Annotated in this window: 12 protein-coding genes; 11 read left to right on the top strand and 1 reads right to left on the bottom strand. The window is 71.5% G+C overall.

Annotated elements, in window-relative coordinates:
* Positions 1-218: 218 nt before the first annotated feature.
* Positions 219-3,473 (top strand): non-ribosomal peptide synthetase, encoded by a 3,255-nt coding sequence (locus GUY59_RS26110; RefSeq protein WP_161714705.1) that lies wholly within the window; start codon positions 219-221, stop codon positions 3,471-3,473.
* Positions 3,474-3,478: 5 nt separating this feature from the next.
* Here the strand turns inward: GUY59_RS26110 and GUY59_RS26105 are convergent, their stop codons facing one another.
* The gene (locus tag GUY59_RS26105) at positions 3,479-4,798 is read right to left on the bottom strand and encodes an MFS transporter (protein WP_161714704.1); all 1,320 of its coding nucleotides are present in this window, start codon (positions 4,796-4,798) and stop codon (positions 3,479-3,481) included.
* 421 nt (positions 4,799-5,219) lie between these two features.
* Between GUY59_RS26105 and GUY59_RS26100 the strand changes: the two genes are divergently transcribed.
* The 10 genes from GUY59_RS26100 to GUY59_RS26055 all read left to right on the top strand — a co-directional run.
* Positions 5,220-7,511 carry a type I polyketide synthase gene (locus GUY59_RS26100; RefSeq protein ID WP_138200930.1) on the top strand — a complete coding sequence of 764 codons (2,292 nt, stop codon included), beginning with the start codon at positions 5,220-5,222 and terminating at the stop codon, positions 7,509-7,511.
* Between the two features lie 5 nt (positions 7,512-7,516).
* A complete protein-coding gene (locus GUY59_RS26095; protein ID WP_201761345.1) occupies positions 7,517-7,786 on the top strand; it encodes an acyl carrier protein in 270 nt (89 codons plus the stop codon).
* Positions 7,787-7,829: 43 nt separating this feature from the next.
* The gene (locus GUY59_RS26090; protein ID WP_138200931.1) at positions 7,830-9,221 is read left to right on the top strand and encodes an aminotransferase class III-fold pyridoxal phosphate-dependent enzyme; all 1,392 of its coding nucleotides are present in this window, start codon (positions 7,830-7,832) and stop codon (positions 9,219-9,221) included.
* Entirely contained in the window at positions 9,218-9,670 is a 453-nt protein-coding gene (locus tag GUY59_RS26085) for an acyl-CoA thioesterase (RefSeq protein WP_138200932.1), read from the top strand. Before GUY59_RS26090 ends, GUY59_RS26085 begins: the two co-directional genes overlap by 4 nt.
* On the top strand, positions 9,657-10,184 hold the full coding sequence (locus tag GUY59_RS26080) for a 3-hydroxyacyl-ACP dehydratase FabZ family protein (protein WP_201761344.1): 528 nt from the start codon (positions 9,657-9,659) through the stop codon (positions 10,182-10,184). The genes GUY59_RS26085 and GUY59_RS26080 overlap by 14 nt, the downstream gene beginning before the upstream one ends.
* On the top strand, positions 10,181-11,299 hold the full coding sequence (locus tag GUY59_RS26075; protein WP_201761343.1) for a beta-ketoacyl synthase N-terminal-like domain-containing protein: 1,119 nt from the start codon (positions 10,181-10,183) through the stop codon (positions 11,297-11,299). Before GUY59_RS26080 ends, GUY59_RS26075 begins: the two co-directional genes overlap by 4 nt.
* Positions 11,296-11,868, top strand: coding sequence for a beta-ketoacyl synthase N-terminal-like domain-containing protein (locus GUY59_RS26070; RefSeq protein ID WP_138200933.1), 573 nt, complete (start codon positions 11,296-11,298; stop codon positions 11,866-11,868). The genes GUY59_RS26075 and GUY59_RS26070 overlap by 4 nt, the downstream gene beginning before the upstream one ends.
* Entirely contained in the window at positions 11,865-13,247 is a 1,383-nt protein-coding gene (locus tag GUY59_RS26065) for a class I adenylate-forming enzyme family protein (RefSeq protein WP_138200934.1), read from the top strand. Before GUY59_RS26070 ends, GUY59_RS26065 begins: the two co-directional genes overlap by 4 nt.
* Positions 13,244-14,809 carry an amino acid adenylation domain-containing protein gene (locus GUY59_RS26060; RefSeq protein WP_138200935.1) on the top strand — a complete coding sequence of 522 codons (1,566 nt, stop codon included), beginning with the start codon at positions 13,244-13,246 and terminating at the stop codon, positions 14,807-14,809. The genes GUY59_RS26065 and GUY59_RS26060 overlap by 4 nt, the downstream gene beginning before the upstream one ends.
* A partial coding sequence (locus tag GUY59_RS26055) for a condensation domain-containing protein (protein ID WP_236667508.1) occupies positions 14,806-16,354 on the top strand: 1,549 nt, incomplete at its 3' end. The genes GUY59_RS26060 and GUY59_RS26055, both read left to right, overlap by 4 nt.

Below are 16,354 nucleotides of genomic sequence, written 5' to 3'. Positions count from 1 at the left end.
TCCGGCCGTTCCGGTGGTTCACCACCACAACGTAGGTCGGCCCTCGTTCATCGGTGTTGGTCCGGGTCGTCACCGCTGTCTTTGGATCGGATTGAATTCTCCGGCTCTTCACGTGCAAGTACTCAGTTGCAATGTTCGGTGTGTTGAGGGAGGAATGTGCGTTGAGGCCGCGAATTTCTGACATCCACACGGGTGACCGTGGCGTTGCCGAGTCGGACTTGTCACTCCAGCAGGAACAGGTCTGGTTCCTGCACCGGCTGGCTCCGGACAGCACCGCTCACCACGCGCAGACGACGATCCGGGTCGTCGGTGCCTTCGACCTCGACCGCCTCGATCGTGTCATTACGGAGATCAGCCGACGGCACGAGATACTGCGCACCGCGTACCCGGAGATCGGCGTCGGGCCGCGGCAAAGGGTGCACCCACCGCAACCGGTCCAGGCGAGGCGGCTCGACATCAGTGACACCCGCGAAGGACAGCGCGAACTGCTGGACGAGACCGTGGCCCAGGAGATGCGCAGGCCCTTCGACATCGAGAACCTGCCGCTGATCCGGTGGACCGTGGTGCGGCTGTCGGCGCAGGAGCACGAACTGATCGTGGTGGCGAACCACCTGCTGCACGACGGGTGGTCCTTTTCGCTGCTGATGCGCGAGTTCAGGACGCTGTACAACGCGTTCGCCGAAGGCGTCGAGTCGCCCTTGGCCGAACTGCCCATCCAGTACCGGGACTTCGCACGGTGGCAACGCTCGGCGCTGGAGACCCCGCCCATGCAGGCGCAGCTCAGGTACTGGCAGAACCAGCTCGGTGACCTCCCGCCCCTCCTGGAGCTGCCGCTGGACCATCCGAGGCCCGCGATCCAGAGCTTCCGCGGGAAGACCCTGCGGGTGGAGCTGCCACCCGGGCTGCCGGCCAGGCTGCGCTCATTCTGCCGAGCTCACCGGGCGACGTCGTTCAGCACCATGCTCGCGGCGTTCTACGTACTTCTGTACCGCTACACCGGGCAGCGGGACATCTGCGTCGGGTCTGCGTTCGCCGCCCGGCAGGCGCCCCGGACCGGGGACCTGATCGGCATGTTCGTCAACACGGTGCCGTTGCGGTGCGACGTCGACGCCACGCAGGGCTTCGCCGGCCTGGTCGAGAAGGTGCACGGTGTCGTGCTGGACGCGACGGCGAACGAGCTGCTGCCGTTCCCGGAGCTGGTCCGGGTGCTCAACCCCGACCGGGAGCCGGGCCGCAACCCGCTGACCGACATCCTCTTCAGCGTCGACGGCCCCCCGGCCCCGGACCTCGACCTGGCCGGAGCAACCGGGACGATCGTCAAGCACGGGAACGGCGGGGCGAAGACGGACCTGAACGTTGTGGTGATCCCACGCGCGGAACGGCAGGGCGCTGACTCCGAACAGGCCGACGGCCGGATCACCATGCTCTGGGAGTACGTCGCCGACCTGTTCGACGACGCGACGGTTCGACGGATGGCGGACAGTTACCTGCGGCTGCTGGCTGATGCGATCGCCAGACCGACGGCACCGCTGTTCCGGCTGACCGTGCTCAGCCGGCGGGACCGCGACATGCTGCTGGCCGAGTGGAATCCCGAACGCCATCACCCTGACGACGTCGGCCCGCTCGTCCATCATGCGGTCCGGGCGCAGGCTCGGAGAACACCGGACGCTCCGGCCGTTCGGGACGGCGCCCGCGAGATCGGCTACGCCGAGCTGATCCGGCACGCGGACTCGCTGGCCGGCATCCTGCGCGCACGCGGCGTACGGCCTCGGACGGTGGTGGGTGTCTGCCTGCCGCGCGGCGCCGACCTGGTGATCGCCGAGCTGGCCGTGCTCTGCGCCGGGGCCGCCTACCTCCCTCTGGACCCGGAGAATCCGCCGGCCCGCCTGGCAGGCCAGTACGCTGCCGCCGGTGCCGTTCTCATCGTCACCCACAGTGCGATCGCGGACCGCCTCCCTGGTGATCTCTCACGGCTGTCGATGGACCGGCTGCCGGACGTCGCCGATGTGGTCGGCGCCGGTCCGCCGGATCCGACGACGCACGACGACCTCGCCTATCTCATCGCGACATCCGGCTCGACCGGCCAGCCGAAGATCGTTATGGTCGGCCATCGGTCACTGTCCAACGTGGTCGCCTGGCGTGCGCGGCACTGTGACCTCGCGCGGGCCGACCGAATCGCCCAGGTCGCCTCCCCCGGGTTCGACACCTCCGTGACGGATATCTGGCCCACCCTGGCCTCCGGCGCGACCCTGTACGTGCCCGGCCAGGACACCCGGCTCGATCCGGAGCGCCTGCGCTCGTGGCTGGTCGACGAAGGGATCACCGTGACCGAGCTGCCGACGGCGCTGGCCGAACGCGTGCTGGCGTTGACCTGGCCGGCCAGGCCGGCCCTCCGGGTGCTGATCACCGGGGGCGACCGGCTCCGGGTCCGGCCGACCGCCCACCTGCCGTTCCGGGTCCTCAACGAGTACGGTCCGTCGGAGACCACGGCGACCGCGACGGCCGGGTACGTCGACCCTCCCGGAACCGTGCCCGGGCCACCCGACATCGGACGCCCGATCACCGGCGTCAGCGTCTACATCCTGGACGCGTGGCGGCAACTGGTGCCGCCCGGGGCGACCGGTGAGCTCTGGATCGGCGGGGTTGGCGTCGCACGCGGTTACCACGGGTCGGCCGGGCCCACCGCGGACCGTTTCGTTCCCGATCCGTACTCCGACGTCCCCGGGGCGCGGATGTATCGCACCGGCGACCTCGCCCGGCATCTCCCGGGTGGGCGGATCGCCTTCGTCGGCCGCCGGGACCGCCAGATCAAGCTGCGTGGCTACCGCATCGAACCGGCCGAGATCGTCGAGACACTGCGCGCGCACCCCGCTGTGACCGACGCGGTGGTGCTGGCCACGACCGACGGAACGGGAGACAAGCGTCTCATCGCCTACATCGAGGCGGACGACCGGCCGGCGCTGCGGCAGCAGCTGCGTGAGCACCTCGCCGACCGCCTGCCGCGATACATGGTCCCTGCCGACTTCCTGCTGCTGGACGCGTTGCCGCTCAACCGGAACGGGAAGGTGGACGAGCGTGCTCTGCCGGCCCCCGGCCCGACCGAGCCCGATCCCGGCTTCCGTGCGCCTGGCACCGATACGGAACGGTGGCTCGCTGACGCCTGGTGCACGGTGCTGCGGTCGGAACGAGTCGGCGTCGACGACAACTTCTTCGACATCGGTGGGCACTCGCTGCTGCTGGCCGAGGTGCAGCGGGAGCTTGCCGAACGGGGTCACGACGTGTCGATCGTGACGTTCTTCGAGTACCCGACGATCCAGCACTTGGCGCGGTATCTGGACGATCGCGACATGGCTGTCGGTGCGGATGGCGACCACTCCGACGCCGACGAGCTCGGTCGAGTGGCACGACGGAGTGCCGGGCGCGCGCGCCTGGACCGACGCCGGGCAGTCCTGCGCTCAGCCGGGTTGGATTGACCTCGTCACCGCCGGCCCGCCGAGGGGTCGTCCGGGTGGATGCGGGACGGGCGGGCCGTTGTTCGCGCGGTCGGATTCTCGGCACTGTGGTGGACGACCTCGCGAAGCTTGGGAAGCGTGGACAACAACGGCGGCAGGATGGACAGGGCGTTGAGTCCGGCGGCCATCCAGAACACTCCCGGTAGTCCGACGTACTCGACCAGCAGTCCGCCACCGGCGGCGCCCAGCGGGCTGACGCCCCACGTGGCGAACCGGAACACCGCGTTCATCCGCCCCAAGAGGTGCGGCGGTGTGACGGCCTGACAGAGGCTCACCTGCAGGACGTTGAAGACGAAGGCGCCGAGGTACGCGACGAACATCCCCGTCGCGAACGTCACGGGCCCGATGGACATCGGCAGGATCGCCGAGCCGGCGGTGAACAGGACGATCGAGATCATGAAGGTGGTTCCGGTGCCGAAACGCCGCGCGAGCGGCTCCGCCACGAGCGCCCCGAGCACGCCGCCGCCGTTGCCGAAGGCCAGCGCGACACCGATCGCCACGGGGCCCATGGAGTGCACCTCGGCGGCGTAGGCGACCTGTAAGGCCAGGATGATCGCGGACGCGATCTCGGCGAGCGTGGCGCACAGCAGCAGCGGACGCATCAGCGGATGGCCGAAGACGAAGCGCATGCCTTCGCGGATGTCTCTGCCGAGGTCGGTCTTCTCGACCGGTCGGTCCACCGGTGCGGGCTTGCGGATGCGGAGGACGTAGCACGCCGACGACAGGTATGTGATCACGTCGGCGAGCACCGCGAGCGGGGCGGTGAGCAGTTGCACCAGGGGACCGCCGACGAGCGGGCCGCCGATCTGGGAGACCGAGCGGGACAGCTCCAGCTTGCCGTTGGCGTCGACGAGGCGGTCCTCGGCGACGAGCGCGGGCAGGATCGACAGTTGCGCGACGTCGTAGAAGAGCGTCCCCAGCCCGATCAGGAACGTGACGGCGTAGAGCAACGGCATGCTCAGCACGTCCAGCGCCAGCGCGCTCGGCACGGCGAGCAGTGCCACCACCCGCATCAGGTCGGCCCCGATCATCACCGCGCGCAGCGGCAACCGGTCCACCCAGACGCCGGCGGGCAGACCCACCAGCAGGATCGGCAGGTACTCGACCGCCCAGAGCAGGCCGATCTCCGCCGGTGACGCGTCGAGGGCGAACAGCGCCACCAACGGGAGGGCCAGCAGGGTGATGCCGGTGCCGAACAGGCTGACGGTCTGGGACATCCAGAGGTTGCGGAAGTCCGCGGCGCCCCACAGGCTCCGGCGCAGGCCCGATCGCCGGCCGGTCGTCATCCTGGGCACCCGTCGACGGTCGTATCGGGCATGGTGTCCTTCGGGTGAAAAATGCGAGACACATGGCCGTCGTCGACGCCCTGTGCATTCTTTCAGGACTTGGCGATGTGTTCTCGCGCACAGCGAATCGCACTGATATCGGCTGGCTGACCAATTCAGTAGATCGAATGGCCTGGCGTTTGTCAACGTGTCACGACGGCAGAGCCGGAGTCGCACGTATCGCCAATTGTTTATGCGATGAGCGCGATACTCCGGCGTCATGGGGAATTCGCCTGACGTTCACCCGGTCCTTTCCTTTGATCGTGCGCTCGTATGGTTATTCTCCAATGTGCGCAGTCCCGTACAGTTCGCGCCTTACTTCCTCCCGATATCACTTCTATCGCGCTGACGTCACGATCGATTCCGACTGAGACTGAGGCATATGGGTAACGAAGACGTTGACGACAGCGGTTTCATCGCGGTCACGGCCGTGGCGGGTCGTTTTCCGGGAGCTTCGGACGTCGAGACCTTCTGGGACAACCTCTGCGAGGGCCGGGAATCGGTGTCGGTGCTGTCCGACCAACTGCCGGCGGCGGCGGACCGGTACGTACCGTCCTACGGACTGCTGAGCGATCCGGAGTTTTTCGACGCCGGCTACTTCGACTACTCGCCCGAGGACGCCCTGATCACCGATCCGCAACACCGGGTGCTGCTGGAGTGCGCCCACGAAGCCCTCGAGCGGGCCGGGCACGGCGGCCCGGAGCGCCTGTCGACCGGCGTGTTCGTCGGGGGGTCCGTCACCGACCATGCGGCCCTCGTCCGGGCATGGGGGCACGCCCGCGGTGTCCCGTTGCCGGACACCCGTGTCCAGCAGGCGAACGACCTCGACTTCCTCGCCACCCGGATCGCCTACAAGCTGGGCCTGACCGGGCCGGCCATGGCGGTGCAGACGGCCTGCTCCTCGTCCTTGGTGGCGGTCCACGTCGCCGTCGGCTCGCTGCTCGCGGGTGACTGCGCGATGGCGGTCGCCGGCGGCGCCTCGGTGCTGGGCACGATCCCGACGCTGCGGTACGACCCGGACGACATCTTCGCCGACGACGGGCGGTGCCGCCCGTTCGACGCGCACGGCCGTGGCACCGTACGGGCGAACGCGGTGGGCTTGGTGGTCCTTCGCCCGCTCGCCGAGGCGCTGGACGACGGTGACCACGTTCACGCGGTCATCCGCGGTACCGCGGTGAACAACGACGGCCGGCGCAAGATGGGTTTCCACGTGCCGAGCGTGGCCGGGCCGGCCGGGGCCGTCCGCGCCGCTCAGTTGGTGGCCGGTGTCGACGCCGACGAGATCGGCTACGTCGAGGCGCATGGCACCGGCAGCGCGCTCGGTGACCCGGTCGAGGTCGCCGGGTTGACCATGGCGTTCCGCCAGAGCACGGACCGGGCGGGGTACTGCCGGATCGGATCGGTCAAAGCGAACATCGGCCACGCCGACGCAGCCGCGGGCATCGTGGGACTGATCAAGACGGTGCTCTGCGTGGAGCACGGTGTGCTTCCCGCCAGCCTGAACTTCAGCGAGCCGAACCCGAAGATCGACTTTGCTTCCTCCCCGTTCGTCGTCAACGACCGGACAGTCCCGTGGGAGTCCGGAGGGCGCCCCAGGATCGCCGTCACGAATGCGATCGCGTTCGGCGGTACCAACGCACACGCTGTGGTGGCCGAGGCGCCGGCCGCGCCTCCGACGACCCCGGGGCGGCCGGACCACCTGCTGGTCCTCTCGGCGCGGACCGGGCCCGCGCTCCAGAACGTCGCCCGCAGGCTGGCCGACCACCTCGAACAGTGCCCGGACGCCGATCTCGCCGATGTCGCATGGACCTTGCAGATGGGCAGGGCGATGCATCCCGAACGCCACTTCGTGGTGGCCTCGGACGTGCGCGAGGCTGTGGCGGCCCTCCGCGGCAGCCCGCCGACCGGGAACGGCCCGGGCCCCGCACACCGGCAGCGCACCGTGTTCCTCTTCGCCGAGCCCGGCGACGACCGTAAGGGCTCCGTCGCCGGGGTCCACACAACTGAGGAGGTGTTCCGCACCCACCTGGACGAGATCGCCGAAGCCGCGTACCCGCATCTCGGTCACGACCTACGCCGGGCGCTGCTCGCGGACGCTGGCATGGAGAGCACGCCCGCGGTGCCGGCCGCGCACCTCGCCGTGCAGTACGCGACGGCGAGGCTGTTGATGTCCTGGGGTCTGCACCCTGACGCCGTGGCCGGGCGGGGGAGCGGCGCCGCCTGCGCGACGGCCATCGCGGAGGAGCTGAGCCCCGCCGATACCGCCCGCCTGCTCGTCACGCTCACCGAAGCCGAAGCCGAAGCCGAAGCCGACGCGTTCGCCGGAGAGCCGGCGCGCCCCGGCCGGCCAGTGCTCTGCGCCGTCCAGGCGGCGCTGGACGGCGCACCGGGGCAGATCGTCGTGCACATCGGCGCGGAGCGACCGGCAGCGCCTGCCGGCGGCATCGTCGAGCCGGTATGCGTCGATGTCCTTGACGAGCCCGGCGGGCCACCGACCGGTTTCCGGACGGTGCTCACCGCGCTCGGTCGCCTCTGGACGGCCGGTGCGACGGTCGACTTCGCGGCCCTGCACGCGGGCGAACGACGGCGCCGCCTGCGCCTGCCCACCTATCCGTTCGAACGACGTCCCTACCTGGTGCCCCGTCACCCGAGTTCCACCATCCACGGAGAGTGACTGTCGTGAACGAAATCGAGCGAGCCATCGGATCCATGCTGGTCACCGACCTGTTCGTCGAGGTTCCCGAGGGCCGGTTGACTCCCGACGACCGGCTGCGCAGCGATCTCGCGCTGGACTCCCTCGGCTTCGTCGAGTTGCGGGTCCGGTGCGAGGACGCGTTCGGCATCACCATCTCCGACGCCGACTTCACACCGGAGAACTTCACCAGCATCCGCACCATCGCCGACCTCGTCCGCACCCTGCAAGGCAGCTCAGTGGTCGCCGGCGACTGAACGCCTGGCCGGCCCCTGCCCATGCCGTCGAGAGGACACACCCATGTCAGCCACCGACGTGATCGGCCTTCCCGGGCGCGAGCCGACCCTCCCCTGGTTCGATCGCGACGTCCAGTTCGATCACTACGGAGGGGATCCGCTGCCCTTCGGCTGCACCGGGGCGAGCGGCATCGTCCAGCACTTCGTCGAGCTGACGGGCAGCCGGGCCGGCCGCTCTTTCGACGTGCTGGACGCCAGCGGCGGGTACGGCTCCGCCTGCCTGGGCGCGGGGTCGGCGGTGGTCGCCGAGGCGCTGTCGACCGCGGTCCGGGAATCCGGCTACGTGACCGACGAGATCGCCTCGTCGGAGCGTTCCCTGCTGCTGGAGCGGCTGTTCGGTGCCGGCGCGCTGTTCGCCGACCGGTTCCCCGCGACGGATTACCAGGTCAGCGGGCGCAACTCGGGCTCCGAGGGTATGGAGCTCGCCCTGCGCCTCGTCCTCGAGTCGCGCTTCGACCGGCGCCGGCTACGGGCGGTGCCCGGGGCCGAGCAGCGCGACATCGTGCTCGCCTTCGAGGGGGCGTGGCACGGCTGGTCGGGAGGACTGCTCCCGCTGATCAACCGCCGCCACTACCGGATCGGCCTGCCGACGATCGCCCCGGAGCAGTTCGGCTTCAGCACCGACCACATCCCGTTCGGCGATACCGAGGCAGCGCAGGAGTGGTTCGCCGCCAACGGGCACCGGGTGCTGGCGGTCATGGTCGAACCGGTCCAGGGCGACGCCGGCATCCTGGTGCCGGAGCAGGGCTACCTGCGCCGGCTGGCCGCGCTCGCCGAGCGGAGCGGCGCCCTGCTGGTGGCGGACGAGGTCCTCACCTTCGCCAAGACCGGCCGGTTCTTCGCGATGACCGACGACGAGGGGCCGATTCCCACCGACATCACCGTGATCGGCAAGAGCCTCGGCATGGGGGCGCTGTCCACCTCGCTGGTCATCGCCCGCCGCGACCTGGGCGTGCGCCCGACCGGCACCGTGTCCACGTCCGACCTGCGCCCCCTCACGTGCGCGGTGATCCGGGCCGGACTCGAACACATCGTCGCCGAGGGGCTGGTGGAGCGCTCCGCAGAGGTGGGTGCCCTGCTCGGCCGGCTGCTGCGCGAACGGGTGGTGGCGGAGTTCCCCGACCTGTACCGGGAGACCCGCGGCGTGGGCCTGATGCACGGCATCGAGCTGACCGAGCTCGCGGCCGCCCGCATCCGCGAGCTGCGCATCTGCATGATCCGCAACGGCGTCTACGTGGAGTTCATGTCCGGGGCGGGCCGGCGTTCGCGCGGCCTGCGGTACGTGTACCCGACGATGCGGGTGGCACCACCGCTCGTGGTGAGCGCCGAGGACGTCGAGACGATCGTCGCGCGGCTGGCGGGGGGGTCGCGTGCCCTGCGGAGGCTCGCGGCATGACCGTCACCCCGACGGCGCCTCAGGACTCGCGGCTGCTGCCGGTCCACCGGCGTGTCGAGCATGCCGACACCGACGCGTCCGGCGTGGTGCACTTCGCCCGGTATCCCGTCCTGCTGGAGGTGGCGCTGCTGGCGAACCTCGAACGGCTCGGCGTGGGCCTCGGTGTGCTCGCGCGTGAGGGGTTCGATCTCGTCGTCACGGAGGCGACGACCCGCTACCGTGTCCCGGCACGCTACCCCGACGAGCTGAGCCTGGAACCCGTCGTCGGGTACCTCGGCGCCGCGCGGGCTCGCATCGACACGACGATCCGGCGGACCGCCGACGGCGTCGAGCTCGCCACCGGCTCCCTCGTCGTGGCACTGACCGACCGCACGACCGGCGCGCCCAGCGCGCTGCTTCCCGCCCTACGCGCCGTCCTCGAGGAGACCCACTCCGATGTCCACCGTTGAATCCGAAGCCACGCCGGCCGGCGCGTCCGGCCGGGACACGCCGGCCGAGCCGGGCCGGACCATGGGCTTCACCGAGATCAAGAACTGGCTGCGCCACCGGCACCCGATGCTCTACCTCGACCGCGTGCTGGACTACGAGCCGGGCTTGCGGCTGGTCAGCAGGCTCTCGGTGTCGGCGCAGATGGACGCGATCGCGGGGCACTTCCCTGAGCGCGCGATCTTCCCGGCCAGCCACCTGAGCCAGGCGTTCGCGCAGTCCGGGATCATCCTGTTCCAGCTCAGCACCTCCCGCCTCGCCGACGACGAGCTGACGTTGGTCGGTGCGATGAACTCCCGGTTCCTCCGGATCGTCGTCCCCGGTGACACGGTGACGATCACCATCAAGGCCGACCGCCTGATGGACGCCACCTTCTTCTTCTCCGGCCGCGCGGTCGTCGACTCGACGACGGTCGCGGCGTTCCGCGCCAACCTCGTGCGGCGCAAGGCCGCCGACATGGGACACCAGTGGTGGTGACCGGCGCGCTGGTCACCGGCATGGCCTGGTCCACGGCGCTGGGATCGGACCTCGACCAGGTGTGGCAGGCGCTGCTGGCCGGGGCGAGCGGAGTGACGACCGTGCCTGGCCACCACCCGTTGCGCAATGACCGGGCGGCCGTCGTGGCGGACCTGCCGATGGAGCTCGACCCGGTCACACGCCAGTACGAACTCGGCGCCCGGACCCTGCGGGCAGCTCTGGCGGACGCCGGGCTCGACATCACCGACCCGCGACTGCGCCTGGTGGCCGGTACGAGCTACGGCTCACACCTGGACGTCCCGCCCGGCGGACTGGACCGGTGGGGCGAAGCGCTCGCGACGACGCTGGGCATGGCCCGCCGGCCGCTGGTGGTCAGCACCGCCTGCTCGGCCGGTTCGGACGCGATACTGGCCGGGGCCGCGCTGATCGCCGAGAGCGAGGAGGAGATCTGCGTCGTCGGCGGCGTGGACGTCCTGACCCCGGCCAAGCGGCTTGGGCACTCCGCGCTCGGCACCATGTCGCCCACCGCGCTGCGGGCCTTCGACGAGAGCCACGACGGCACGATCCTCGGGGAGGGCGCGGCATTCCTCGTGCTCGAGCACGCTCGCTCGGCGCAGGCGCGGGGGGCGCGAGCGCGGGGCCGGCTGTCCGGCACCGGCTCGGCGAACGACGCCGCCGGCCCGACGGCTCCCGACCCGAGTGGCGGCACCGTCATGAACGCGGTGAGCGCCGCTCTCGCCACAGCCGGCCGCAGCACCGGCGAGGTCGGTGTGCTCAACGCGCACGGCTCCGGCACGCCGGTCAACGACGAGGCCGAGAGCCGCGGCTTCGCGCGCACGTTCGCGTACGGGGCGGCACCCGTCGTGTTCGCGACCAAGGGTGCATTCGGCCACACGCTGGGCGCTACCGGGGCGCTGGAGGCCGTCGCCGTGCTTCTGGCCCTGCGGGACAAACGGGTGCCGCCGGTGCATGGGCTGAGCACGGTGATGCCGGGCTTCCCGCTGCCCCTCCAGACCGGTGCCGCGCCCTTGCCGTTCACCGGCGACGTCGGGCTCAGTGTCACGCTCGGGTTCGGCGGGTTCACCACCTGCCTCGCTCTGGAGGTCCCCACGTGAGGGATCACGGTGGACACACACCGGTCGAGGGCCTGCAGGCACTGGAGGGGAACGGGCTGGTCCTGCTGGCCGCGGCTCGGCTCGCCCGGCCCGCGGCGGCGCCGCCGCCCCGGCGGATCCCCTCCTTGTACGCCGACCCGGCCTCGTGGGCGGTCCTCGAGGCCGTCGACGAACTGTGGGCCGGGTTCCCGGACGAGATGCAGGCACCCGAGACCACGGCGATGGTTCTGGTCAGCACCCACGGCACCGTGGACACGATGGCGGAGATCGCCCGCGCGGCGGCACGGGGGCGTCTGTCGCCCATGCGCTTCGCCGGTGCGAGCGCCGGTGGACCGATCAGTCTCGTCTGCATGGTGCATGGCCTGCGAGGACCCACCCTCGTGATCACCACCGATCCGGCCAACGGATTGCCGGCGGCCCGGACGATGGCCCGGCACTGGCTGCGGACCGGCGCGGCGAGCCACGTCGTGGTCGCCGCCCACGACCGCGATCCGCTGCGGGGGCATGAGGTGCGGTGCGTCGTGGCCGGGCCCGCACCGGACCTGCGTCCGTCCGGAGCACCGCGGTGACCGCGGGCGTCCCGGAGCGTGCCGCTGTGCTGGCCTTCCTGGCCGCGTGCGTGGACGCCGGACCAGGTACCGGCAGCAGGCCCGACGAGACAGAGGTCGTCTTGGGCGCGGTCGCCGGCCTGAACCTGCCGCCGGGCTCACCCGTGCTGATCGCGATGCCGAACGGCAAGACCGCCCTCGCCGCGTTCTTCGGGGCGTTGCTCGCCGGGGCGGTCCCGGTGCCCCTCCCTCCGACGGCGGGAGCGTCACGGATCGCCGAAATCGGCCGGCAACTGGGTGGCGCGGCGCTGATCGCGCCCCGGATCGACCCGGCGCGGTACGGAGCGGTGGCGGTGCACCCGCTCGGCGGCCGGTGTGAGGCGGCGCTGCTGGAGAGCGGGGCGTACCAGCGGTACCAGCCAGGGGAGGTCGTGCTGATGACCTCGGGCACCTCCGGGATCGCCAGCGGCTGCCTGCACGGCATCGACGCGCTGCTGCGCAACGCCGGCCGCCATGCCACCGCCATCGGCCAGCGCCCGGACGACACGGTTCTGGTGTCCCTGCCTCTCCACTACTCCTACGGCCTGGTCGCGCAGGCCCTGGCCGCGTTCGTGCGGGGCTCGCGGCTGGTCGTCTCCGGACCGCCGTTCACCCCCCAGTCCTTCGCGGAGTCCATCCGCGCCCACGAGGTCACGGTGTCCTCGCTGACGCCCAGCACGGCGGTCCGGCTGGCCGCGGAACCGCCTGCCGGGCCGGCCGCCCTGCGCGTGCTCACCGTCGGCGGCGACGCGCTGGAGCCGCGGCACGTCGGCACCCTGCTGGCCGACGGTCTGCAGGAGGAGCTCTACCTCACCTACGGCCTCACCGAGGCCGGCCCGCGCGTGACCACGCTGGCCGCGCACCGCGAGCCCGAGCACCGCTGGGGCTCGGTCGGCATCCCGCTGCCGGGGGTACGGACGTACCTGCGCGACGCCGCGGGCGACGGGTCCGGCGCGGAACTCGTCGTCGAATCCGACACGGTGCTGCGCCGACGGCTCCCTGGCGGCGCCCCGACCGCCGCGAACACCGTCACCACCGGCGACCGCTTCGACATCGATGCCGACGGCTACCACTTCTTCCGCGGCCGGTCCGGCGACTCGGTCGTCGTCGGCGGGGAGAAGATCTGGCTGCCCTCGGTGCGGCGGATCGCCGCCGGGGTGCCCGGCGTCCGGCGTGTCACCACCACCGTCTACCGCAACGACCGCGACGAGCTGCGCTACAGGCTGGACGTCGGAGTGGACGACCCGGGGCCGCGGCAGGCGGCCGAGATCGAGCAGGCGCTCAACCGCGTCCTGCTGCGCGCTGAACGACCGCACCGGATCACGTTGTACCAGGCGACGACTGAGGAGTGGCGTAAATGAGTCCCGATCCCGGCACCACGGTCCTGGCGCTGCGCGCGGTCGCCGAGCACGTGCGGCGGACGCCGTACGCCGAGGCGATCCGCTCGGCCCACGAGGCCGTCGGCTATCGCACCCTGTGGGAGCGGTCCGCGCAGGTCGCGGCGCGGCTCGCGCAACTCGGCGCCGCTCCGGGCACGGCCGTCGGCGTGCATCTCGGACGATCGGCGGACCTGGTCGTGACGCTGGTCGGGCTGCTGCGCTCCGGCTGTGTCGCGGTGCCGCTGGACGTCGCGTACCCGCCCGAGCGGCTGCGGTTCATGTGCGCCGACGCCGACGTGGAGCTGGTCGTCGGCCACCGGGGTCCCCTCTCCCGGCTGGGCGGCTTCACCACCGTCGCGACCGACAAGGAGGTCGGCTACGCCACCGCCGGGCCGGCCCGGCCCGTGCCGGACCCCGCTCCGGCGTTCGAGGCTCCCGAGGTGGCCGGCGACGACACCGCCTACATCGTCTACACCTCCGGATCCACCGGCCGTCCGAAGGGCGTGCGCTACTCCCACCGCAACCTCGCCAACCTCGTGGCCTGGCAGGCAGGCGCCAGCGGGTGCGGGCCGGGCGACCGCACGCTGCAGTTCGCCCCTGCGTCGTTCGACGTGGTCTACCAGGAGGTGCTCACCACTCTCGGCGAAGGTGGCACCGTGGTCTGCTGCGACGAGGACGAGCGGCTGGACCCGCAGTTGCTCTGGGACCTCGTCGAACGCGAACGCGTCAACCGGCTTTTCGTACCGTTCGTAGTGATCCAGTCGCTCGCCCTGTTCGCCGACGCGATCACCCCGCAGCGGCACCCGCTGCGCGAGATCCTCACGTCGGGGGAGCAGGTGCAGTGCACGGCTGCGATCCGGGCGATGTTCACCCGGCTGCCGGACTGCCGGCTGGTGAACCAGTGGGGCACGACCGAGACTCACGTCGCCACCTGGTACGAGCTGCCCGCGGACGTGGCCGGCTGGGTCGACCTGCCCTCGATCGGAAGGCCGATCACCGGCACCGGCGTCCGGATCTGTGATCCGGCCGGTCGGCCGGTGCCGGACGGCGAGGTGGGGGAGCTGTGGATCACCGGTGCGGCCGTCGGACCCGGGTACGTCGGCCTGCCCGAGCGCACGGCGCGCAGCTACCGCACCGACCCGCTGGACCCGGCGGTGCCGGCCTACCGCAGCGGCGACCTCGGCCGGGTCACTCCGGACGGTCTCATCGAGTTCCTCGGCAGGGAGGACACACAGGTCAAGGTGCGGGGGTTCCGGATCGAGCTCGGGGAGATCGAGAGCGTGCTGGCCACCGACCCGTCCGTCGCGCAGGCGGTGGTGGTGGTCGCGGGCTCCGCGGCCGACGACCGGTACCTTCGTGCGTTCCTCGTGCCGAAGTCGGCTCCGGAGGACACGTCGGCCTGGACGGCGGGTCTGCTCGCGGACCTGCGCGACCGGTTGCCCGCCCACATGGTGCCGGTCCGGGCGGACGTCGTCGGGTCGTTGCCACGCACCCCCAGCGGGAAGGTCGACCGGCTCACGCTGGCCACCGAGGGAGCAGCATGATCGAGAGAATCACCGCGGCGGGGCCGGACCACATCCCGGCGCTGGACCGGACGGCGGGACCGCCGCCGGTGTCGAGTGCCCAACGGGCACTGTACCTGGCCGAACTGCTCCACCCGGGTACGCCGATGTACAACATCACGGTGGCGGTCCGCCTGGAGGGCTCGCTCGACGTCCCGCGGCTGAGGAACGCCGTCGCACGCGTCGTCGCACGGCACGATGCGCTGCGTACGACCTTCGTGCGCGGCACCACGCCGCCGTTCGAACCCGTCCAGCGGATCGGCGACCCGGACGCTGAGCTGCCCGTCGCCGGCCTGGGCGCCGGCTCGGGTGCCGGTTCGGACGCCGGCGGGGCCGTGGACGCCGTGGACGCCGTGGACGCCGTGGCTCTCCGGCTGGCCCAGAGGTGGGCCGACGAGCCGTTCGACCTGGAGCGTGGGCCGCTGCTGCGCACGCGGTTGTTCGTGGCGGGGCCTCAGCACCACCTGCTCGTCGTCACGATGCACCAGCTGATCTCGGACGGTCCGTCGCTGCAGGTGTTCTTCGACGAGCTGGCGGAGGGGTACGCCGGTGCGCCCGAGCGCGCCGCACCGGCCCTGCGGTTCGCCGACTACGCGGCCTGGCAGCGGGCCCGCCCCGTCGACGCCGACCAGCTCGGCTGGTGGCGGACCCGCCTCGCCGGGGTCCCGACGGTGCTGCGGCTGCCGACCGACCGACCCCGTCCGGCGGTCGCCGGCCCACACGGGGGCAACCACCGGCACACGCTGCGCGCGGCGGTGATGAGGCCGGCGTTGCGGCTGGCGCAGCACCTGCGGGTGACACCGTTCGTGCTGATGCTGACGGCCTACGCCACTTTCCTCTCCCAGCTCGCCGGCACCCGGGACGTGCTGGTCGGCGTCCCGGTGAGTGCCCGCGACCGCCCCGAGCTCGAGAGCGTGATCGGGTTTTTCGTCACGACGCTGCCGGTGCTCGTCGAGGCCCACCACGACCGGAGCTTCGCTGACCTCTGCCGATCGGTCCAGTCGGAGCTGCTGGACGTCCTGACCTGCCGCGACGTGACGATGGAGCAGCTCGCGCAGGAGCTCGCGCCTGAACGCGACCCCGGGCACGCCCCGCTGGTCCAGGCGTTCTTCTCCTTCGAGCAGGAGCCGATCGTGAGCCCTCGCCTGGCGGGCCTGCGCGCCACGGCCATCGATGTCCCGCCGAGCGGGGCGAAGGTCGATCTCGACATGATGATCTTCGGTTCGGCCGAAGGCGCGGACGACTTCGACCTGACGCTCACCTACCGGGCGGACCTGTTCGAGGCCGCCACCGCGTCCCGGATGGCCGCGCACTTCGAGCGGCTGCTGGTCGCGGCCGCCGCACAGCCGAGCGCCCCGATCCGGTCCTTGCCCAGCCCGGCCGAGGTCGTTCCGCGGCCCCGGAACCCCGCGGCGACGGCAGCAGCGCCCCGCCCCGCTCCCACGACGTCGGCCCGCGTCGGCATGGAGCAGAATCTCGTCGAAATCTGGCGGGAGGTGCTGGGCCGCGACGACATCGGGCTCGACG

The organism is Nonomuraea sp. K271 (genome assembly GCF_009908215.1).
GTDB classification, from domain to species: Bacteria; Actinomycetota; Actinomycetes; order Streptosporangiales; family Streptosporangiaceae; genus Nonomuraea; species Nonomuraea longispora.
The sequence above is the reverse complement of the archived record's forward strand: the minus strand, read 5'-3'. Positions and strand labels throughout refer to the sequence as shown.

Excerpts from the sequence above, each read along its gene's own strand:
- GUY59_RS26085 (WP_138200932.1), top strand. The coding sequence starts at position 9,218 with ATGACCGTCACCCCGACGGCGCCTCAGGACTCGCGGCTGCTGCCGGTC.
- GUY59_RS26105 (WP_161714704.1), bottom strand. The coding sequence starts at position 4,798 with ATGACGACCGGCCGGCGATCGGGCCTGCGCCGGAGCCTGTGGGGCGCC.
- GUY59_RS26100 (WP_138200930.1), top strand. The coding sequence starts at position 5,220 with ATGGGTAACGAAGACGTTGACGACAGCGGTTTCATCGCGGTCACGGCC.
- GUY59_RS26080 (WP_201761344.1), top strand. The coding sequence starts at position 9,657 with ATGTCCACCGTTGAATCCGAAGCCACGCCGGCCGGCGCGTCCGGCCGG.
- GUY59_RS26090 (WP_138200931.1), top strand. The coding sequence starts at position 7,830 with ATGTCAGCCACCGACGTGATCGGCCTTCCCGGGCGCGAGCCGACCCTC.
- GUY59_RS26060 (WP_138200935.1), top strand. The coding sequence starts at position 13,244 with ATGAGTCCCGATCCCGGCACCACGGTCCTGGCGCTGCGCGCGGTCGCC.